Source organism: Streptomyces zinciresistens K42, assembly GCF_000225525.1.
GTDB lineage: Bacteria > Actinomycetota > Actinomycetes > Streptomycetales > Streptomycetaceae > Streptomyces > Streptomyces zinciresistens.
In genome coordinates, this window is record NZ_AGBF01000036.1 from 1 (window position 1) to 19,253 (window position 19,253).

A 19,253-nucleotide genomic window follows, 5' to 3' on the forward strand; every position below is an offset into this window, starting at 1 on the left:
CCGCGCTGCCACGCCGCCCGGTGTGGTGCCCGGCGGCAGCGGGCCGCCGTTCCCCGCCGCCCGCACCGGTTCCGCGCCGCCCGCCCCGCCCCGCCCCCGGCAGGCCCCCACCGTGGGAGGGGCGTCCCCCCACGGCCCGCACACGTTCGCCCCGGACCCGGCCCTGTCCTGGAACGCCCCCGTCACGCCCGGCGCCGGGCGCCCCGTCGTCTCGTTCGGACAGCCCGAGGGATACGACGAGCGGGCGCGACCGCGGCCCCTCGGGGTGCGTCTCCCGCCCCGGATCGCCCTGGCCGCCGCCTGCGGTGTGCTCGGGCTCGGCCTCATCGGCGGTGCGGTGACCGGGAGTTGGCTGGTCGGCGAGCCCGGCGGCGGCGCGGCGCGGGACACCTTCACCGCGGCCGGCAGCCTGTGGCACAACATCCCCGTCGACCGGCTGTTCCCGCCCACCGTGGCCGGCAACGGCGCCGGACCCGGCGGTGCCGACCGGTCGTGGACCAGGGTCGCCGTCGCCCCGGACACCGGCTGCGCGAACGCCTTCGACCCGCTCCTGCGCAAGGTGCTCGCCCCCGTGGGCTGCGGCCGCCTGCTGCGCGCGACCTACGTCGACGCCACCCAGAGCAACGTCACCACCGTCGGCCTGCTCTTCACCAAGGCCGACGCCGCGGGCATGCGCGCCCTCGGCGACCGCTTCACCACGGAGGGCCTGGACCGCCGTACCGACCTGGTGCCCCGCCCCTACGCCGCCGAGGGCACCGCCTCCGCCGGGTTCGGCGACGACCAGCGGGCGTCCTGGACCGTGTCCGTCCTCACCGACGCGCCCGTCGTGGTCTTCGCGGTCTCCGGCTGGGCCGACGACCGCAGGGCCGGCGAGCCCGAGCCCGCGCGGCAGGCCATGCGGTCCGGCGCCACCTCGGCCGTCGCCCAGGCCGGACTCGGCCACGAGGCGAAGGGCCTCGCCGACCGCGTCGAGCGCGCCCTGCGCAAGAACGTCGGCCCCGCACCGGAGAAGACGCCATGACCCCCCGAACGCGCCCCGGCGCCCACCACGGCGCGCGTCCCGGACCGGACAGCGCGCCGCCCACCGCCGTGCCCCGTGCGCGCAAGACCCGCACGCCCCGGCGCACCGCTCCGCTCGCCGCCCTCCTCGGCGCCTGCCTCGCCGTACTGCCCGCCACCGCCGCGCACGCCGACTCCATCCGCGCCCAGCAGTGGGCCCTGGAGGCGATGCGCACCCAGGAGGCGTGGCAGACCACCAGGGGCAAGGGCGTCACCGTCGCCGTCCTCGACACCGGTGTCGACGCCGAGCACCCCGACCTTGCCGGGAACGTCGTCCAGGGCAAGGACATGGTCGGCTTCGGAGCCCGGCGCGGCGACCGCGCCTGGGCCCGGCACGGCACCGCGATGGCCGGCATCATCGCCGGCCGCGGTCACGGCCCCGGCAACAGCGAGGGCGTCATCGGCGTCGCGCCCGAGGCCAGGATCCTCCCCGTCCGCGTCATCCTGGAGGACGGCGACCCCGCGCGCGCGAAGGCCCGCAGCACCCGCGGCAACGCCCTCGCCGACGGCATCCGCTGGGCCGCGGACAACGGCGCCGACGTCATCAACCTCTCCCTCGGTGACGACTCCAAGGCCGCCCACGCCGAGGCCGGCGAGGACGAGGCCGTCCAGTACGCCCTGCGCAAGGGCGCCGTCGTGGTCGCCTCGGCGGGCAACGGCGGCGAGAAGGGCGACCACATCTCCTACCCGGCCGCCTACCCCGGCGTCATCGCCGCGACGGCCGTCGACCGCTACGGCACCCGCGCCTCCTTCTCCACCCGCCGCTGGTACGCCACCGTCAGCGCCCCCGGCGTGAACGTCGTCATCGCCGACCCCGACCGCAAGTACTACGAGGGGTGGGGCACCAGCGCCGCCGCGGCCTTCGTCTCCGGCGCGGTCGCCCTGGTCAGGGCCGCCCGACCGGGCCTGAGCCCGGCCCAGATAAAGAAGCTCCTGGAGGACACGGCCCGCAACGCCCCCGCCGACGGGCGCGACGACTCCCGCGGCTACGGCTTCATCGACCCCGCGGCCGCCCTCAAGAAGGCCGCCGCGACCGAGCCGCGGGCCCTGAAGCCGGCCGCGTACGGCGACCGGTACTTCGGCGCCGGGCCCGACGGCGACGCCTCGGGCAACCGCGGCACCGCCTGGACCGCCTGGCTCGCGGGCGGCGCCGGCGGCCTCCTGCTGGTCGCGGCGGTCGCGGTCCTGCGGGGCCGCCGCAGCCGCTACGACCTGTAGCCGCACCCCGAAGCGCAGACAGGCCCCCCGGGCCGCCGCGCGATCTCCGAGGACGCCCCCCGCGTCACCCAGGCCCCCGCCCGCCCTCCGCCGGCGCGGCGGCGGTCCCGTCCACCCCGTCCCCCGCCGTGGACACCGCCACCCCCGCCACGGCCGCCGCCTCCACCGGGGCGATGCCCCGCTCCCGGGTCGTCCGGCCCCCCCGATAGGGTCGGTGACCGTGGCGAACAAGAACATTCCCGACTCCCCCTTCACCGACGACGACGGCTCCGCCGACCCGGCGCTGAGCGCCGCGCTCGCCGTCTGGGCCGGGGACCGCGCCGCCGAGGGAGCCGTCCTGGCGGCGCTCAGGGGCGCGCGGCTGCTCGTCCCGGTGGTCGCCGTGCTCGGCGAGGTCGAGGAGGACGGGAACGGACTGCGCCGCGAGAAGACCAGCGACATGGCCGTCCCCACCCTGAAGGCCGGCGACCGCACCGCGCTGCCCGCCTTCACCTCCACCGCCGCCCTGGCCCGCTGGGACCCGGCCGCCCGCCCCGTGGCCGTCCCCCTGCCCCAGGCCCTGCGGGCGGCGGCCCACGAGAAGGCGGACACGATCGTGCTCGACATGGCCGGTCCGGTGCCCTACGAGCTGACCGGCCGGGCCCTGCTCGCGCTCGCCGAGGGGCGTACGACCACCGATCCGCTGGCCGACCCGGCCGTCCGGGAGGCGGTCCGGGCCGCGGTGGCCGCCGAGCCGGCCGTGCTCAGCGCCCACCTGGGGCCGGGACAGGCCGACGGCACGCTCGCCCTCGTCCTGGACCCCGCAGCCGTACCCGCCCGGACCGCCCGCGCGGTGGCCGAGCGGCTCGCGGCCGACGAGACGCTGAGGGCCCGCCTGGTGCGCGGCCTCGACCTGGCACTGCTGCCGGCCGGGGCGACGCCGCCGGGCGAGCCCTTGTACGTACGCGGATGACTCAGCCGTAGACCGGGCCGGTGTACTTCTCGCCCGGACCCTTGCCCGGCTCGTCCGGCACCAGCGACGCCTCGCGGAAGGCCAGCTGGAGCGACTTCAGGCCGTCGCGCAGCGGTGCCGCGTGGAAGGAGCTGATCTCGGTCGCGCTCGCGTCGAGCAGCCCGGCCAGGGCGTGGACCAGCTTGCGGGCCTCGTCCAGGTCCTTGAACGCGTCGCCCTCCTCGGTCAGACCGAGCTTCACGGCCGCCGCGCTCATCAGGTTGACGGCGACCGTCACGATCACCTCGACCGCCGGGACCTCGGCGATGTCGCGGGTCATGGCGTCGAAGTCGGCGGGGGGCTCGGGGACGTCCGAGGGGGAGGTGTCACTCATGCCCCACACGATAGGCCCCGGTGCAGGCCGGTTCGCGCCACCCCCGGGGAGCTGCTAACCTTGTGTGACGACCGGCTGGAGATGTATGTGTCCAGCCCACAAGTGGAGGCTCCGATCTCCCACCCGACCGTCCTGCGGACGGCGGGTCACCCCGGTCAGGCGGCCACCATCGTTCCGTACGGACGATGGAGTCGCCCGAAAGCGCGCCCCGCGGTCATCGCGGCGGTGCTCCGGCAGTGTTGTGGAGCCCCGCCTGTGACCGTCCGGGGCGTTTTTTGTGCGCCGGCGCGGTGAGGTCTCAGGAAAACAGACGTACGCGGCGGTCCGCCAGACCGCCGTGTGGTGCTAACCGAGGAGGATCCATCAGCGCCGAGCCCCGCATCAACGACCGGATTCGCGTTCCCGAGGTGCGACTTGTCGGTCCCAGTGGCGAGCAGGTCGGCATCGTGCCGCTTGCCAAGGCACTGGAGCTTGCGCAGGAGTACGACCTGGACCTGGTCGAGGTCGCGGCGAACGCCCGTCCGCCGGTCTGCAAGCTCATGGACTACGGGAAGTTCAAGTACGAGTCGGCCATGAAGGCCCGTGAGGCGCGCAAGAACCAGGCGCACACGGTCATCAAGGAGATGAAGCTCCGGCCGAAGATCGACCCGCACGACTATGACACCAAGAAGGGTCACGTCGTCCGGTTCCTCAAGCAGGGCGACAAGGTCAAGATCACGATCATGTTCCGTGGTCGCGAGCAGTCCCGGCCCGAGCTGGGCTACCGACTGCTGCAGCGTCTCGCGGAGGACGTCCAGGACCTCGGTTTCGTCGAGTCGAACCCGAAGCAGGACGGCCGGAACATGATCATGGTTCTCGGTCCGCACAAGAAGAAGACCGAGGCGATGGCCGAGGCCCGCCAGGCGCAGGAAGCCCGCAAGGCGGACGCGAAGGCCAACCCCGGCAAGTCGCAGAACGCCGCGGAGGCCGACCACGCCGCGGACACCGAGGCCGTGGAGACCGAGGCACCTGCCGAGGCTTCCGCCGAGGCGTGATCCCGGGGGCGCGAGCCCTCAGGACGTCAACCGAAACAAGAGCGACGTTCCACCGTGCCCGGTTTCACGACCGGGCACCGGAACGCCACCTACGAGGAGAGAACGGCGCTATGCCGAAGAACAAGTCGCACAGCGGTGCCAGCAAGCGCTTCAAGATCACCGGCTCCGGCAAGGTGCTCCGTGAGCGCGCCGGCAAGCGCCACCTGCTCGAGCACAAGTCGTCCCGCGTGACGCGCCGCCTCACCGGCAACGCCGAGATGGCCCCGGGCGACGCCGCGAAGATCAAGAAGCTTCTCGGCAAGTGACGTCGGGCGCGGAGCACTTCGCGCCTGACCTTCGACCGGGACCCCATCGACACCGGGCCGTGTGAGTCCCACCACGGCCCCGCTACAAGGAGTTAAACAAGTGGCACGCGTCAAGCGGGCAGTCAACGCCCACAAGAAGCGCCGGGCGATCCTCGAGGCGGCCTCCGGCTACCGCGGTCAGCGTTCGCGCCTGTACCGCAAGGCCAAGGAGCAGGTCACCCACTCGCTGGTCTACAACTACAACGACCGCAAGAAGCGCAAGGGCGACTTCCGCCAGCTGTGGATCCAGCGCATCAACGCCGCTGCCCGCGCCAACGGCATCACGTACAACCGCTTCATCCAGGGTCTGAAGGCCGCCAACGTCGAGGTCGACCGCAAGATCCTCGCCGAGCTGGCCGTCAACGACGCGGGCGCGTTCGCCGCGCTGGTCGAGGTCGCCCAGAAGGCGCTGCCCAGCGACGTCAACGCGCCGAAGGCCGCGTGACGCCGGCTGCCCCTCCGGCAGACGTGACGGAAGGACCCGCAGGCCGCGACGGCCTGCGGGTCCTGCTGTGTTTCGCTGACCCTCAGAACCCAAGGTGACCGCCATGCCTTCCGCCAGCCCCGAGCTGATCCCGCCCCGTTCCTCCCGCGTCCTGGCCGCCCGGCGCCTCGCCCGGCGAGGCGCCCGCGGCAAGGAGCGGCTGTTCCTCGCGGAGGGCCCGCAGGCCGTACGGGAGGCGGCGGCCCACGGGTCCACGCTCGTCGAGCTGTTCACGACCGTCGAGGCGGCCGAGCGGTACGCCGACATCATCGGGGAGGCCCGCGCGGCCGGCGCCCGGGTCCACCCGGCCGCCGAGGACGTCGTCGCCGACATCTCCACCACCGTCACCCCCCAGGGGCTCGTCGGCGTCTGCCGGTTCGTCGACACCCCCTTCGAGCAGATCCTCGCCGCCCGGCCGAAGCTGGTCGCGGTCCTCGCCCATGTCCGCGACCCCGGCAACGCCGGCACCGTGCTGCGCTGCGCCGACGCCGCCGGCGCCGAGGCCGTCGTCCTGACCGACGCCTCCGTCGACCTCTACAACCCCAAGGCGGTCCGCGCGTCCGTCGGTTCGCTGTTCCATCTGCCGGTCGCCGTCGGGGTGCCCGTCGAGCGGGCCGTGAGCGCGCTCCGGGACGCCGGGGTGCGCGTCGTCGCCGCCGACGGCGCCGGGGACCGCGACCTCGACGACGAGCTCGACAAGGGCGGCATGGGCGGGCCGACGGCCTGGGTCTTCGGCAACGAGGCATGGGGGCTTCCCGAGGAGACCCGCGCCCTCGCCGACGCCGTCGTACGCGTCCCGATCCACGGGAGGGCCGAGAGCCTGAACCTCGCGACCGCCGCGGCCGTATGTCTCTACGCCTCGGCCCGTGCGCAGCGCGCCTCCGGAGGGTGCCGCACCGTCACCGAGAGCTAGTAGGGTGACCAGCTCGGGACCCCTCAGCCGTGGTGAGAGGTGGGGTACGGGGATGAGTGTCGGCGCGAGCAGCGCACCCGGGGCACATCAGGTGCGGGGGCCGTCCGGCGACCCGGCCGCGTCCGGCGTCGACCCCGACGACCTGCCCGACGGCCTCGTCGTCGCCGACGAACACGGTCTCGTCGTCCGCTTCAACGCCGCGGCGGAGCGCATCACGGCCGTCCGCGCCGCCGACGCCCTCGGCCGGCGCCTGGACAAGGCCCTGCCCCTGGAGGACCTGGAGGGCCGGCGCTGGTGGCAGCTGACCGACCCCTACGGCGGCCTCGCGATCCGGCGCCGCCAGCCCGAGCGCAACCTCCTGCTGCCCGGCGGCCGCGAGGTGCTGGTCTCCGCGCGCTACGTCCGGGCCGAGCCCGCCGGACCCGTCCGCCGCGTCGTCGTCTCGCTGCGCGACACCGAGGCCCGCCGCCGCACCGAACGCAGCCATGCCGAGCTGATCGCCACCGTGGCGCACGAACTGCGCTCCCCGCTCACCTCCGTCAAGGGCTTCACCGCGACCCTCCTCGCCAAGTGGGAGCGGTTCACCGACGACCAGAAGCGGCTGATGCTGGAGACCGTCGACGCCGACGCCGACCGCGTCACCCGGCTCATCACCGAGCTGCTCGACATCTCCCGCATCGACTCGGGCCGGCTGGAGGTGCGCCGCCAGCCCGTCGACATCGGCGCCGCCGTCGGACGGCACATCCAGGCGTACGTCGCCGCGGGGCAGCCCGCCGACCGGTTCCTGCTGCGCCTGGAGCAGCCCCTGCCCACCCTGTGGGCCGATCCCGACAAGATCGACCAGGTGCTCAGCAACCTCATCGAAAATGCGGTGCGGCACGGCGACGGAACGGTCACCATCGACATCACGGCCACGGCGTCCCCCCGCGAGGACGAGGACACCGGCACGTCGGTCACGGTGAGCGACGAGGGGCCCGGCATCCCGGAGGAGTCCATGAACCGCGTCTTCACCCGCTTCTGGCGGGGCAGCAAGCGCGGCGGCACCGGCCTCGGCCTCTACATCGTCAAGGGCATCGTCGAAGCCCACGGCGGCACCATCACCGTCGGCCGCGCCCCCGCCGGCGGCGCGCAGTTCCGATTTACGCTGCCCGTGGCGGCCCCGGCCTTCATGGCCTGACGCACCACGGGCGCATCCGCGTTCCACAACCCCGTTAGACTCGGCCTTTGGCACCTTTGTGTCCCAGAAACCGTGACGATCCGTCCACGAGTCGGTACGGGGACCATCCGCCAGCCAATCGGAAGCACGGGAAGAGATGTCGGCACCGAATAAGTCGTACGACCCTGTCGAGGTCGAGGCGTTGAAACCGGAAGAGATCGAGCGGATGCGGGACGAGGCGCTCGCCGCCTTCGCCGCCGCGGCCTCCCTCGACGCGCTCCAGGAGGCCAAGACCGCGCACGCCGGCGGCACCTCCCCGCTGTCCCTCGCCAACCGCGAGATCGGCGCCCTGCCCCCGCACGCCAAGGCCGACGCCGGCAAGCGTGTGGGCCAGGCCCGCGGCGCGGTGAACAAGGCGCTCGCCGTCCGGCAGGCCGAGCTGGAGGCCGAGCGCGACCAGCGGGTGCTCGTCGAGGAGGCCGTGGACGTCACGCTGCCCCACGACCGGGTGCCGCCCGGCGCCCGCCACCCGCTGACCACGCTCTCGGAGCGTATCGAGGACATCTTCGTGGCCATGGGCTACGAGGTCGCCGAGGGCCCCCAGGTCGAGGCCGAGTGGTTCAACTTCGACGCCCTGAACATCGGGCCGGACCACCCGGCCCGCGGCGAGGCCGACACCTTCTTCGTGCAGGGCCCCGACGGCGGCGCCGACTCCGGTGTCGTGCTGCGCACCCACACCTCGCCCGTGCAGATCCGCTCGCTGCTGGAGCGGGCGCTGCCGGTGTACGTGATCTGCCCCGGCCGGGTCTACCGCACCGACGAGCTGGACGCCACGCACACCCCCGTCTTCCACCAGGTCGAGCTGCTCGCCGTGGACGAGGGCCTGACCATGTCGGACCTCAAGGGCACCCTGGACCACATGGTCCAGTCCCTGTTCGGCGCGGGCATGAAGACCCGGCTGCGGCCCAACTTCTTCCCCTTCACCGAGCCCAGCGCCGAGATGGACATGCTCTGCTACGTCTGCAAGGGCGCGTCCGTCGGCAACCCCGACCGCCCCTGCCGCACCTGCTCCTCCGAGGGCTGGATCGAGCTCGGCGGCTGCGGCATGGTCAACCCCCGGGTGCTGACCGCCTGCGGAGTCGACCCCGAGCAGTACAGCGGCTTCGCCTTCGGGTTCGGCATCGAGCGGATGCTGATGTTCCGCCACAACGTCGAGGACATGCGAGACATGGTCGAGGGCGACGTCCGGTTCACCCGGCCGTTCGGGATGGAGATCTGATGCGGGTCCCGCTTTCCTGGCTGCGGGAGTACGTCGACCTGCCGGCGACGCAGACCGGCCGTGACGTCCAGGCCAGACTCATCTCCGCCGGCCTGGAGGTCGAGACCGTCGAGCACCTCGGCGCCGACCTCAAGGGCCCCCTGGTCGTCGGCCAGGTGCTGACCATCGAGGAGCTGGAGGGCTTCAAGAAGCCGATCCGCTTCTGCACGGTGGACGTCGGCGGCGCCAACGGCACCGGTGAGCCCCAGGAGATCGTCTGCGGCGCCCGCAACTTCTCCGCCGGCGACAAGGTCGTCGTGGTCCTGCCCGGCGCCACGCTGCCCGGCGGCTTCGCGATCGCCGCGCGCAAGACGTACGGCCGCACGTCCCACGGCATGATCTGCTCCAGCGACGAGCTGGGCATGGGCGACGACGGCACCAAGGGCATCATCGTGCTCCCGCCGGAGACCGAGGTCGGCAGGGACGCCGTCGAACTGCTGGAGCTGGTCGACGAGGTCCTGGACATCGCCGTCACCGCCAACCGCGGCGACTGCCTGTCCCTGCGCGGCGTCGCCCGCGAGACCGCCATCGCCTACGGCCTGCCGCTGCGCGACCCCGCGCTGCTCGACGTGCCCGGCCCCAACGCCTACGGCTACCCGGTGCGGGTCTCCGACCCGGCCGGCTGCGACCGCTTCACCGCCCGCACGGTGACCGGCCTCAGCCCCGAGGCGCGCTCGCCGATCTGGCTGCGGCGACGGCTCCAGAAGGTCGGCATGCGCCCGGTCTCGCTCGCCGTCGACGTCACCAACTACGTGATGATGGAGCTCGGCCAGCCGCTGCACGCCTACGACCGCGGCCTGGTCCGGGGCACCATCGGTGTGCGCCGCGCCGAGGAGGGCGAGAAGCTCGTCACCCTCGACGGCGTCGAGCGCGCGCTGCACCGCGAGGACCTGGTCATCACCGACGAGCGCGGCCCCATCGGCCTCGCGGGCGTGATGGGCGGCGCCGACACCGAGATCGCCGACCACGAGGACGTGGCGAACGCCTCGACCGAGGTCGTCATCGAGGCCGCCCACTTCGACCAGGTGTCGATCGCCCGTACGGCCCGGCGCCACCGGCTCTCCTCGGAGGCGTCCCGCCGCTTCGAGCGCGGCGTCGACCCGGCGGCGGCCGCCGCGGCCGCCCAGCGCACCGTCGACCTGCTGGTCCTGCTCGCGGGGGGCACCGCCGACGCGGGCGTCACCGAGGTCGTCGCGCCGTCCGCGCCGCACACCGTCAGCACCCCGGCCGACCACCCGGACAAGGTGGCCGGCGTCGTCTACGGCCGCGAGACGGTCGTACGCCGGCTCCAGGAGATCGGCTGCGACGTCTACGGGCAGGACGAGCTGCTCGTCACCGTCCCGTCCTGGCGGCCCGACCTCGCCGAACCGAACGACCTGGCCGAGGAGGTCATCCGCCTGGAGGGCTACGAGAACCTGCCCTCCACGCTGCCCAAGCCGCCCTCCGGCCGGGGCCTGACCCACCGCCAGCGGCTGCACCGCAGGGTCGGCCGCGCGCTGGCGGGGGCGGGCTACGTCGAGGCACCCACGTACCCCTTCGTCGGCGAGCAGGTCCTCGACCAGCTCGGCCTGGCGGCCGACGACCCGGCCCGCCGGACCGTCAGGCTGGTCAACCCGCTCAACGACGAGGAGCCCTCGCTGCGCACCTCGCTGCTGCCGGGCCTGCTCGGCGCGCTGCGGCGCAACGACGGCCGGGGCTCGCACGACCTGGCGCTGTTCGAGACCGGGCTCGTCTTCCTGCCCCGCGAGGAGCGCGGCGCCGCCGGGCACCTGCCGGTGGACCGGCGCCCGACCGACGAGGAGATCGCCGCGCTGGACGCGGTGCTGCCCGAGCAGCCGCGCCATGCGGCCGTCGTGCTCGCCGGGGCGCGGGAGCAGGCCGGCTGGTGGGGCGAGGGCCGCCCGGCCGGCTGGGCCGACGCGGTCGAGGCGGCGCGCGTCGTCGCCCGCGAGGCCGGGGCCGAACTGACCGTGCGCGGCGGGCAGTACGGGCCGTGGCACCCGGGCCGCTGCGCCGAACTGGTGGTCACCGCGGACGGTGCGGAGCGCGTCGTCGGCCACGCCGGCGAGCTGCACCCGAGGGTCCTCAAGGCGCTGGGCCTGCCCGCGCGCAGCTGCGCGATGGAGCTGGACCTGGACGCGCTGGAGGCGGCCGGCGACGGCACCCCGCAGGCGCCCGGCATCTCCACGTTCCCCGTGGCGACGCAGGATGTCGCGCTGGTCGTCGACAAGCCGGTCCCGGCCACCGAGGTCGAGGCCGCGCTGCGCGAGGGCGCGGGTGAACTCCTGGAGGCCATCCGGCTGTTCGACGTGTACGTCAACGACGAGCACCTCGGCGACGGCAAGAAGTCCCTGGCCTACGCGCTGCGTTTCCGCGCGGCGGACCGGACGCTGACCGTGGACGAGGCGTCGGCCGCCAGGGACGCCGCGGTGGCCCTCGCGGGCGAGCGGACCGGGGCGGTGCTGAGGGGGTAGCCGGGGAGCGCCCCGGGTGAAGCACGGAGGTCACCTCACTCGATGGGGTGACTTCTCGGGGTGATCTGGTACTTCCGGACCATCTCCCGACAGAATCGGACCGGCCTTTCGAGGCCGGTCCGTCTGCGTCGCCAGGGCCTATTGGGGGACCATCGGCATGTTCCGCATCACGCCTCGGCTTCCCCGCAAGGTGCTCGCGCTGGGGCTGCCCCTCGCCTGGGGAGCGATCGCCGTCCTCTACAAGATGACCTGCCCCCTCGCCCACCAGGACGGCCTGGGCGCCCGCCTCGTCACGAGCGCCGTCTTCTTCGCCGTGGGGACCGGGCTGATCCTGCACATGCGCTGGGCCCTGCTGCGGGAACTGCGGCAGGTGCGCGAGGTCGCCGGAGCCGCCCAGAGCGTGCTGCTGAGGCCGCTGCCGCCGCGGGTCGACGGGCTGAGCACCGCCGCGGCCCAGCTCTCCGCGGACCGCGGTGCCCGCATGGGCGGCGACCTGTACGACGTCATCGCCACCGAGCACGGCGTGCGGGTGGTCATGGGCGATGTGCGCGGCCACGGCATCGCCGCCCTCGGCACGGTCGCCGCCGTCCTCGGGAGCTTCCGCGAGGCGGCCCACGACGAGCCGGACCTCGGCCGGGTGCTGGGCCGGCTGGACCGCGCCCTGGCCCGTCACCTGCGCGAGCGGCACCGCGACGAGCACCCGGCGGCGGCGGGCCGCGAGCCCGACGACCCGGTCGCCGAGGAGTTCGTCACGGTCCTGCTGCTGGAGATCGGCCCCGGGGGCGGGGTCCTGGCCCTCAACTGCGGCCATCCCTGGCCGTATCTGCTCAGCGGGGCGAGCGTGGAGCCGCTGGCCCGCACCGACCCCCTGCCGCCGCTCGGCCCCTTCCCGCTCCCCACGGACCTGACCCCGCTGCCGTGCGGTTCGCTGCTGCCCGGCGACTCCCTCGTGCTGTACACGGACGGCGTCGAGGACGCACGGGACGCGCGCGGCCGGTTCTTCCCCCTCCGCGGCGCGCTCGCCGAGGCCGTACGGCACCAGCCGCTCTCTCCGCAGGCCGTCCTGCGCACCCTCTTCTCGGCCGTCCTGCGGCACCGCAGGGGCCGGCCCGCGGACGACATGGCGCTGATGGTCCTGCGCAACGACCGCCCGCGCCTGGCCTGCAACCTGCCGGGGGCGCACGGCACCGCGCGACCCGCCGCGAGGGACCCGCGGCCCACCGACCACCTGTGATGCGTCGCCGGCGGCCGTCCGTCCGGCCGCGGAGTGTCGGGCGGCCGGGCGGACGGCGCGGGAGCGGGCCGCCGCACTGTACGAGGGGGAGCCGGCGGCCCGGCCGGCCTCTTGCGAGGCAGGTAAGTCAACCGGACCGGAACTCTCCGCGACAGCGCGCGCACGCTGCGGATTCGCGCACTCCGTTCACACCCCGTGTGAACCGGTTCGCACTACTCTGTCGGCACCGAGCCACCCGGGGGGCCTCCATGCAGCCCAACACTCTGCTCGACGCGATCCTGGACGAGGCGGGGATCTCGCACGCGGGGCTGGCCGCACACGTCAACCAGGAGGGGCGGGCACGCGGACTCGCGCTGAGATACGAGCACACCGCCGTCGCACGGTGGTTGAAGGGCCAGCGGCCACGCGGCCAGGTCCCCGACCTGATCTGCGAGGTGCTCGCCGGCCGGCTGCACCGCACCGTCACGCTCGACGACATCGGCCTCGGCGTGCCCGGCGAGCAGCCCGCCGCCCACACCACCTCGCTGTCCGGCTTCGTCGAGCGCGCCACCGCCCTGTGGCGCTCCGACGAACAGCAGCGCCCCCACATCCTGGGCGCCCCCGCGGTCACCGGCACACCGGCCGTGATGCCCGTGTGGGAGTGGGAGAACCCGCCCGAGGACGTCGACGTCTCGCGCGGGGGCCGGCACCGGGTCACCCCGGGCGACATCGAGATGCTGCGCGCCGCGCGCGCCCACTACGAGCAGATGTACCGCAAGGCGGGCGGCGTGGCGACACGTTCACGCATCGTCGGATTCCTCAACGCCGAGGCCGCCCCGCTGCTGCGCGGGCGCTACACCGACGCCACGGGCCGCCAACTGCACCGCGCCACGGGCGGGTTGGTGGCGGTCGCCGGGATCTGCGCGTACGACTCCGACGCGCACGGCCTCGCCCAGCGCTACTTCCACCAGGCGCTGCGCCTCGCCAAGGCCAGCGGGGACCGCGGGCTCGGCGCGTACGTCATCGCCCTGCTCGTCAACCAGGCGCTGTTCATGCGGGAGTTCCGGCAGGCCGTCGCCTTCGCGGAGGCGGCGCTGCGGGCGGCAGGCAAGCACATCACCCCGGCGCTCGCCTCCGACCTGTACGCGATGCAGGCCAAGGCGTACGCCCACCTCGGCGACGGCACGAGCGCGCTCTCCTGCATCCGCCGTGCCGAGCAGGCCGCCGAACGCATCCGCCGGGGGTACGAGCCCGACGAGACGGGCTATGTCCAGCCCGGACTGGTCAACGTCCAGGTGGCGGAGGCGCTGCTGAGCCTCGGTGAGCTGGCGGCCGCCGGGGAGCATGCCGCGGCGGCCGTGGACAACCCCGCGCACGACCGGGGCCGGGTGCACCGGCTGGCCATGCTCAGCACGATCGAGCTGCGCCGGGGCAACGCCGACAAGGCGGTGGCCACCGCGGTGCAGATGGCCGAACAAGCCCGCGGCATGGAGTCCCAGCGGCTGCGCGACAGACTCCGGGCGGTGCGCGAACACCTGGTGCGCAGCGGCTGCGCGGGCACGGGTGAGGCGGCCGAGCTCATCGACGGAGCGCTGCGCGTACCGCTGTAGACCGCCGCCCGCTCCCCGGCGTCTTCTCGTCCCTGCTGCGATATTGCCACTTACCCAACGGAAGGTGGCAGAACCGTGCAGTGGACAAAGCAGAACGAACAAACTGTGTATGAAAACCGCTGGTTCACCGTCAATCTGGCAGACGTGGAGCTGCCCGACGGCCGGCACCTGGACCACTTCCTCATACGGCTGCGGCCGGTGGCGGTGGCCACCGTGGTCAACGAGGCCAACGAGGTCCTCCTGCTCTGGCGCCACCGCTTCATCACCGACAGCTGGGGCTGGGAACTGGCCGCGGGCGTCGTCGAGGACGGGGAGGACGTCGTGGCGGCCGCCGCCCGCGAACTGGAGGAGGAGACCGGCTGGCGGCCCGGACCCCTGCGCCATCTGATGAGCGTGGAGCCCTCCAACGGGCTCACCGACGCCCGCCACCACATCTACTGGGCCGACGGGGGCCGTTACACCGGGCACCCCGTCGACGACTTCGAGTCGGACCGCCGGGAGTGGGTGCCCCTCAAGCTCGTCCCCGACCTGGTCGCCCGGGGGGAGGTCCCGGCCGCCAACATGGCGGCCGCGTTACTGCTCCTGCACCATCTCAGGCTGGGGCAGGACCCCCGGCCCTGACACCGCCCGCACCCCGTCGGGCGGCACGGCCGGTGCCGCGGCGGGGCGAACGCCGCCCGCCGCTAACGTCCCACGGCCTGCCAGACGGCCAGGACCAGAGCGCCCACGGAGGTGAGGGCGGCGACCGCGGGCAGCGGCCATCGCGCGTGCTCCAGCGTCTTGATCCGGGTGTCCAGGTCGTCCAGCTCCTTGACGGTCTCCTCGGTGCGGTGCGTCAGCAGCGTCAGCCCGCCCTCCACCCGGGCGTGGGCGACGTCGAGGCGGCGCCGTAACTCTGCGAGTTCTCCGTTCACGACGGGATGCTCGGGATCGGTGGTCACGGGTCCGCCTCTTTCCGTAGTCGTCTCGACTCCTCGGCACGCGCAGGGAAAGTGAACTCGCCTGGTGGACGCCTGGGGAGAGTGTGCGAACGGCATATGCGGGCCCGGCGCGCACACGGTGTGCGAACGGCGCGGGCCCGGCACCTTCCCGGTGCCGGGCCCGCGTGAGATGGCCGGAATCTGACCGTCCGTAATCAGCCGTAGGTGTAGAAGCCGGAGCCGGTCTTGCGGCCGAGGCGGCCCGCGTCGACCATGCGCTGGAGCAGCGGGGGAGCGGCGTACAGCGGCTCCTTGAACTCGTCGTACATGCTCTGCGCCACGGAGGCGACCGTGTCCAGGCCGATCAGGTCGGAGAGCTTCAGCGGGCCCATCGGGTGCGCGCAGCCCAGCTCCATGCCGTTGTCGATGTCCTCGCGGCTGGCGATGCCCGTCTCGAACATCCGGATCGCGGAGAGCAGATACGGGATCAGCAGCGCGTTGACCACGAAGCCGGAGCGGTCCTGGGCGCGGATCGCGTGCTTGCCGAGCAGCTTCTCGGCGAAGGACTGGGCGCGGGCGAGCGTGCCCTCGGACGTGGTGAGCGCCGGGATCAGCTCGACGAGCTGCTGCACCGGGGCGGGGTTGAAGAAGTGGATCCCGATGACCTGGTCGGGGCGCGAGGTGGCGACGGCCAGCTTCACCAGCGGGATCGAGGAGGTGTTGGAGGCGAGGATCGCGTCCGGCCGGCTCACGACCTGGTCGAGCACCTGGAAGATCTCCGTCTTCACCTGCTCGTTCTCGACGACGGCCTCGATCACCAGGTCGCGGTCGGCGAATTCGCCGAGGTCGGTGGTGAAGGAGAGCCGGGCCTGCGTCGCGTCCCGCTCCTCCTCGCTGATCTTGCCCCGCTCGGCGGCCTTGGCCAGGGAGTTGTGCAGCCGGGTACGGCCGATCTCCAGGGCCTCGCCGGTGGTCTCGGCGACCCTCACGTCCAGGCCGGCGCGGGCGCACACCTCGGCGATGCCCGCTCCCATCTGGCCGCAGCCCACCACGCCGACGCGTGCAATATCTCCGGAGATGCCGGTCACATCGTCCCCTTCGCTGATCCGCGACTGCGGCAGGTCCGCCGTGGTCCGGCGCCTGCTCCAAACCTGCACGTTACCTTCGGCGCAGCGTGATCGATCGTTCGGGTGCCTCATGAAAAGCTGACGCCGGACCTGTCCGGTACGTACATGTACGTAACGAATAAGGGCTCTTGGTCACGGCACTCGGAGGTGGGAAGAAGATGCTGCACGGTACGTCGCCCCTGTCCCGGCGGACGTTCACGGCGACCGCGCTGTCGGCACTCGTGGCGTCAGGCGGCGCGACGGCGGCCGGCACCGCCTCGGCGGACGGGGGGAGCCGGGACGCGCGCCGGGCCGCCCGGGAGATGCGCGGGATGTGGCTGGCCACCGTGGCCAACCGCGACTGGCCCTCCCGGCAGGGTCTGAGCGCCCGGCGGCAGCGCGCCGAACTGCTCGCCCACCTGGACACGGCGGTGGAACGCCGGCTGAACACGGTCGTCTTCCAGGTGCGGCCCGCCGCCGACGCCCTGTGGCCCTCGCCGTACGAGCCCTGGTCGCAGGTGCTCACCGGCACGCAGGGCACGGACCCGGGCTGGGACCCGCTCGGCACGGCCGTGAAGGAGGCCCACGCCCGCGGTCTGCAACTGCACGCGTGGTTCAACCCGTACCGCGTGGCCAACCACACCGACCTCGGGCGGCTGACCGCCACCCACCCCGCCCGCACGCGTCCGGACTGGGTGGTCCCCTACGGCGGCAAGCTCTACTACAACCCCGGACTGCCCGACGTCCGCGCCTTCGTGCAGAAGGCGATGCTGCACGCGGTGGAGAAGTACGCCGTCGACGCGGTCCACTTCGACGACTACTTCTACCCCTATCCGGTGGCCGGCCAGACCTTCGATGACCGCGACGCCTTCGACATCCACGGCGGCGGCTTCCCGTCACGGGCCGCGTGGCGCCGGAACAACATCGACCGGCTGGTACGGGAGACGGCCGCCGCCGTGAAGCGGATCAGGCCCGGCGCGGTCCTCGGCATCAGCCCGTTCGGCGTGTGGCGCAACGCCGCCACCGACCCGCTCGGCTCGGCCACCCGGGCCGGCGTGCAGACGTACGACGACCTGCACGCCGACACCCGCAAGTGGGTCCGCGAGGGCTGGATCGACTACGTCTGTCCGCAGCTCTACTGGAACATCGGCCTCCCGGCCGCCGACTACGCGAAACTCGTGCCGTGGTGGGCGGAGGCCGTCCGGGGTACCGGGACCCGCCTCTATCTGGGCGAGGCGCTCTACAAGGCCGGTGACTCCGCACAACCCGCCGCCTGGCGGGACCCGGCCGAGCTGTCGAGGCATCTCACGCTGGCCGCCCGGTACCCGGAGGTGAAGGGCCACATCTTCTTCGCCGCCAAGGACGTTGCGACGGACCGGATCGGCGCGATGGCGCGCGTGGTCGCTGATCACTACCAGGCGCCTGCGGGGGTGCCGCGATGACGGCGGAGGCGCGATACGGACCGGGTCGTTCCTGCGGCGCGCCTGCCAAGCTCCCCGAACGGTACGGCGAGCCCTCGCTGCAACGCGCACAGGGAGAAGGGGCATCCGGTCGCCCCGCTGTCGCCGTACGCTCGAACCATGAGTGCCGGCATGGGCGAGCGTCTCCAAGAGGTGCGCAAGCGACGTGGCCTGACGCAACGTCAACTGGCGAGTGAGTCCGGCGTATCCCTGTCCTTGATCAGGAAGCCGGAGCAAGGGGATCGGACCGGGGCAATCGGCCCGGAGAGGCCGAGGACGCTCTGCGCTACGCCCACTCGGCGGCGGTGGCGATGGGACGGGAGTCCGCTCCGCGTGACGACTTCTTGCAGGCGTTCGGCCCGGTCACGGTGATGCTGAAGCGGGCCGAGAACGCGATGATCGTCGACATGCCGGACGTGGTGCTCAAGCTCTCGGCGCGCGTCCCGACCGCAGGTATGCGGCCCACATCCAGCAACCGCAACCGTCATCTCCTGGACGTGGCAGAGGCGCAGGCCCGTGCGCGGGACTACGTGAAGACGGTCGAGGTCCCCCAAGTGCCGCGTCGGGTGATCGGCCAGGTCCGTACGGGTGGGGTCATCGTGGCCCCGTACGCCACCACGTACGGGGGCGAAGGCGTGGTGCGGCTGACCGTGCAGCGCGACGGGTCCGCCGTGGGGCCGTTCGTCGGCGCGTCGGCGTTCATGTGGCTGCGTCGGCAGCGGCGGCATGTGCGCGAGTACCTGGGCGGTGAGCCCTGGCCGTCCGACGGCGTCAAGTGCGTGACGCCGCTCTCGCCCGAGGACATCGGGGACTGGCTGCCGATGTTCGCGAGCGGCCTCCAGACCAGGGGAGTCTTCCCGTGGGCGGAGACCTGCGACAACGGCTCGTACACCCTCTGGCTGCGTGACCTGGCCGTCACCTCGTGGGCCACGGTCGACTATGAACCGGGCCGGGAGGAGTTCGAGGTGTACCAGTCCGGCCCGCGCGACCTCTGGGATGAGGTCACCGTCGCGTACCTGCACCGGGACGCCGCGGGCAGGCCCGGGTGGGAACGGTTCGGGCTGACGGTCGACGGCGAGGCCGGTGAGCACACGCCGTGGCTCGACCATCCGAGCAGTCCCCTGCCCCCGATCGGCTGCCCGCGGCATCCCCGATCACTCCCCGGCCATGGTCGGCCGGGGGGTGCTCGGGGATGGGTATCTCCCCCGGTGGCGGCGCGGTCTGGGCCCGCCGCCGACCGCCGGCCGTATCGGGCACCGCCGTCCCGCCCCCGCCGTGCCGGGAGCGCAGCCGGCCCCACCCCCGCCGTATCCGGAGCGCGGCGATGCGTGTCAGCCGTGTCCGCCGCGCCGCGGTCCGTGTCCGGCGTGGGCCGGGTGACGCGTCAGCGCGTCAGGTTCCTGTGGCGGATCTCCGTGTCGGGGCCGGGGGAGCAGACGCCCTCGTGTCCGTCCTCGAAGCGGACGCGGTAGGGCGGGCTGCCCTCCTGGCCCATGACCTCGACGATCTCGCCGACCTTGTCGTGCTGTCCGACCACCCTGCCGTGCTGGACAAGCTGGTCGCCCTCGGTTGCGCGCATCTGTGGGCCTCCTCACCAGGAGCGGGAGCAGCGGTCCGTG

The 19,253-nt window shown here is 73.3% G+C and carries 19 protein-coding genes and 1 pseudogene; 16 read left to right on the forward strand and 4 right to left on the reverse strand.

Going from position 1 to position 19,253, the window contains the following annotated elements; translation table 11 throughout:
- The first annotated feature begins 163 nt into the window (after positions 1-163).
- The 3 genes from SZN_RS13885 (at position 164) to SZN_RS13895 (ending at position 3,229) form a co-directional block, all read left to right on the forward strand.
- Positions 164-1,021: a hypothetical protein gene (locus tag SZN_RS13885; RefSeq protein ID WP_043730551.1), complete on the forward strand. Its 858-nt coding sequence runs from the start codon at positions 164-166 to the stop codon at positions 1,019-1,021.
- Positions 1,018-2,277, forward strand: coding sequence for a type VII secretion-associated serine protease mycosin (gene mycP / locus SZN_RS13890; RefSeq protein ID WP_007495394.1), 1,260 nt, complete (start codon positions 1,018-1,020; stop codon positions 2,275-2,277). The genes SZN_RS13885 and mycP overlap by 4 nt, the downstream gene beginning before the upstream one ends.
- A 220-nt stretch (positions 2,278-2,497) precedes the next feature.
- Positions 2,498-3,229 (forward strand): SseB family protein, encoded by a 732-nt coding sequence (locus SZN_RS13895; protein WP_043730556.1) that lies wholly within the window; start codon positions 2,498-2,500, stop codon positions 3,227-3,229.
- Between the two features lies 1 nt (position 3,230).
- Here the strand turns inward: SZN_RS13895 and SZN_RS13900 are convergent, their stop codons facing one another.
- Positions 3,231-3,602 (reverse strand): DUF1844 domain-containing protein, encoded by a 372-nt coding sequence (locus SZN_RS13900; RefSeq protein WP_007495399.1) that lies wholly within the window; start codon positions 3,600-3,602, stop codon positions 3,231-3,233.
- 337 nt (positions 3,603-3,939) lie between these two features.
- Between SZN_RS13900 and infC the strand changes: the two are divergent.
- The 10 genes and pseudogenes from infC to SZN_RS13950 all read left to right on the forward strand — a co-directional run bounded on the left by infC (position 3,940) and on the right by SZN_RS13950 (position 14,769).
- Positions 3,940-4,636: pseudogene (gene infC / locus SZN_RS13905) on the forward strand (translation initiation factor IF-3).
- Between the two features lie 110 nt (positions 4,637-4,746).
- On the forward strand, positions 4,747-4,941 hold the full coding sequence (gene rpmI, locus SZN_RS13910) for a 50S ribosomal protein L35 (RefSeq protein WP_003977225.1): 195 nt from the start codon (positions 4,747-4,749) through the stop codon (positions 4,939-4,941).
- A 100-nt stretch (positions 4,942-5,041) separates the two neighbouring features.
- Complete coding sequence (rplT, locus tag SZN_RS13915; protein WP_007495403.1) at positions 5,042-5,425, forward strand: 50S ribosomal protein L20; 384 nt, start codon at positions 5,042-5,044, stop codon at positions 5,423-5,425.
- Between the two features lie 103 nt (positions 5,426-5,528).
- Positions 5,529-6,377 (forward strand): TrmH family RNA methyltransferase, encoded by an 849-nt coding sequence (locus SZN_RS13920; RefSeq protein ID WP_007495404.1) that lies wholly within the window; start codon positions 5,529-5,531, stop codon positions 6,375-6,377.
- 52 nt (positions 6,378-6,429) lie between these two features.
- Positions 6,430-7,554: a sensor histidine kinase gene (locus SZN_RS13925; RefSeq protein ID WP_007495405.1), complete on the forward strand. Its 1,125-nt coding sequence runs from the start codon at positions 6,430-6,432 to the stop codon at positions 7,552-7,554.
- Between the two features lie 136 nt (positions 7,555-7,690).
- Positions 7,691-8,812, forward strand: coding sequence for a phenylalanine--tRNA ligase subunit alpha (gene pheS / locus SZN_RS13930; RefSeq protein ID WP_007495406.1), 1,122 nt, complete (start codon positions 7,691-7,693; stop codon positions 8,810-8,812).
- Complete coding sequence (gene pheT, locus SZN_RS13935) at positions 8,812-11,325, forward strand: phenylalanine--tRNA ligase subunit beta (RefSeq protein WP_007495407.1); 2,514 nt, start codon at positions 8,812-8,814, stop codon at positions 11,323-11,325. Before pheS ends, pheT begins: the two co-directional genes overlap by 1 nt.
- A 157-nt stretch (positions 11,326-11,482) precedes the next feature.
- Positions 11,483-12,559, forward strand: a complete 1,077-nt coding sequence (locus tag SZN_RS13940) for a PP2C family protein-serine/threonine phosphatase (RefSeq protein WP_007495408.1) — start codon at positions 11,483-11,485, stop codon at positions 12,557-12,559.
- Between the two features lie 248 nt (positions 12,560-12,807).
- Positions 12,808-14,148 carry an NsdA family TPR-like regulatory protein gene (locus SZN_RS13945; protein WP_007495409.1) on the forward strand — a complete coding sequence of 447 codons (1,341 nt, stop codon included), beginning with the start codon at positions 12,808-12,810 and terminating at the stop codon, positions 14,146-14,148.
- A gap of 75 nt (positions 14,149-14,223) precedes the next feature.
- Positions 14,224-14,769 (forward strand): NUDIX domain-containing protein, encoded by a 546-nt coding sequence (locus SZN_RS13950; RefSeq protein WP_043730526.1) that lies wholly within the window; start codon positions 14,224-14,226, stop codon positions 14,767-14,769.
- Between the two features lie 62 nt (positions 14,770-14,831).
- Here SZN_RS13950 and SZN_RS13955 read toward each other — a convergent pair whose 3' ends face one another.
- Both SZN_RS13955 and SZN_RS13960 read right to left on the reverse strand, forming a co-directional pair.
- Complete coding sequence (locus SZN_RS13955) at positions 14,832-15,089, reverse strand: hypothetical protein (protein ID WP_007495411.1); 258 nt, start codon at positions 15,087-15,089, stop codon at positions 14,832-14,834.
- 194 nt (positions 15,090-15,283) lie between these two features.
- Positions 15,284-16,156: a 3-hydroxybutyryl-CoA dehydrogenase gene (locus SZN_RS13960; protein WP_078508573.1), complete on the reverse strand. Its 873-nt coding sequence runs from the start codon at positions 16,154-16,156 to the stop codon at positions 15,284-15,286.
- Positions 16,157-16,353: 197 nt separating this feature from the next.
- On the opposite strand from SZN_RS13960, the gene SZN_RS13965 reads away from it, so the two are divergent.
- The 3 genes from SZN_RS13965 to SZN_RS41370 all read left to right on the forward strand — a co-directional run bounded on the left by SZN_RS13965 (position 16,354) and on the right by SZN_RS41370 (position 19,106).
- The gene (locus SZN_RS13965) at positions 16,354-17,616 is read left to right on the forward strand and encodes a glycoside hydrolase family 10-like protein (RefSeq protein ID WP_007495414.1); all 1,263 of its coding nucleotides are present in this window, start codon (positions 16,354-16,356) and stop codon (positions 17,614-17,616) included.
- A 150-nt stretch (positions 17,617-17,766) separates the two neighbouring features.
- On the forward strand, positions 17,767-18,006 hold the full coding sequence (locus SZN_RS43490) for a helix-turn-helix domain-containing protein (protein ID WP_425274433.1): 240 nt from the start codon (positions 17,767-17,769) through the stop codon (positions 18,004-18,006).
- On the forward strand, positions 17,946-19,106 hold the full coding sequence (locus SZN_RS41370; RefSeq protein WP_007495416.1) for a hypothetical protein: 1,161 nt from the start codon (positions 17,946-17,948) through the stop codon (positions 19,104-19,106). The genes SZN_RS43490 and SZN_RS41370 overlap by 61 nt, the downstream gene beginning before the upstream one ends.
- On the opposite strand, the gene SZN_RS38575 is transcribed toward SZN_RS41370, so the two are convergent.
- A complete protein-coding gene (locus tag SZN_RS38575; protein ID WP_078508578.1) occupies positions 19,019-19,213 on the reverse strand; it encodes a DUF1918 domain-containing protein in 195 nt (64 codons plus the stop codon). The two genes, SZN_RS41370 and SZN_RS38575, sit on opposite strands and share 88 nt — an antisense overlap.
- Positions 19,214-19,253: the final 40 nt, after the last annotated feature.

Bases quoted from the DNA above. Each gene is read 5' to 3' on its own strand.
- SZN_RS38575 (WP_078508578.1), bottom strand. From the start codon at position 19,213: ATGCGCGCAACCGAGGGCGACCAGCTTGTCCAGCACGGCAGGGTGGTC.
- SZN_RS13900 (WP_007495399.1), bottom strand. From the start codon at position 3,602: ATGAGTGACACCTCCCCCTCGGACGTCCCCGAGCCCCCCGCCGACTTC.
- SZN_RS13925 (WP_007495405.1), top strand. From the start codon at position 6,430: ATGAGTGTCGGCGCGAGCAGCGCACCCGGGGCACATCAGGTGCGGGGG.
- SZN_RS41370 (WP_007495416.1), top strand. From the start codon at position 17,946: ATGGGACGGGAGTCCGCTCCGCGTGACGACTTCTTGCAGGCGTTCGGC.
- SZN_RS13945 (WP_007495409.1), top strand. From the start codon at position 12,808: ATGCAGCCCAACACTCTGCTCGACGCGATCCTGGACGAGGCGGGGATC.
- SZN_RS13965 (WP_007495414.1), top strand. From the start codon at position 16,354: ATGCTGCACGGTACGTCGCCCCTGTCCCGGCGGACGTTCACGGCGACC.
- SZN_RS13940 (WP_007495408.1), top strand. From the start codon at position 11,483: ATGTTCCGCATCACGCCTCGGCTTCCCCGCAAGGTGCTCGCGCTGGGG.
- pheS (WP_007495406.1), top strand. From the start codon at position 7,691: ATGTCGGCACCGAATAAGTCGTACGACCCTGTCGAGGTCGAGGCGTTG.
- pheT (WP_007495407.1), top strand. From the start codon at position 8,812: ATGCGGGTCCCGCTTTCCTGGCTGCGGGAGTACGTCGACCTGCCGGCG.
- mycP (WP_007495394.1), top strand. From the start codon at position 1,018: ATGACCCCCCGAACGCGCCCCGGCGCCCACCACGGCGCGCGTCCCGGA.
- SZN_RS43490 (WP_425274433.1), top strand. From the start codon at position 17,767: ATGGGCGAGCGTCTCCAAGAGGTGCGCAAGCGACGTGGCCTGACGCAA.
- SZN_RS13920 (WP_007495404.1), top strand. From the start codon at position 5,529: ATGCCTTCCGCCAGCCCCGAGCTGATCCCGCCCCGTTCCTCCCGCGTC.
- rpmI (WP_003977225.1), top strand. From the start codon at position 4,747: ATGCCGAAGAACAAGTCGCACAGCGGTGCCAGCAAGCGCTTCAAGATC.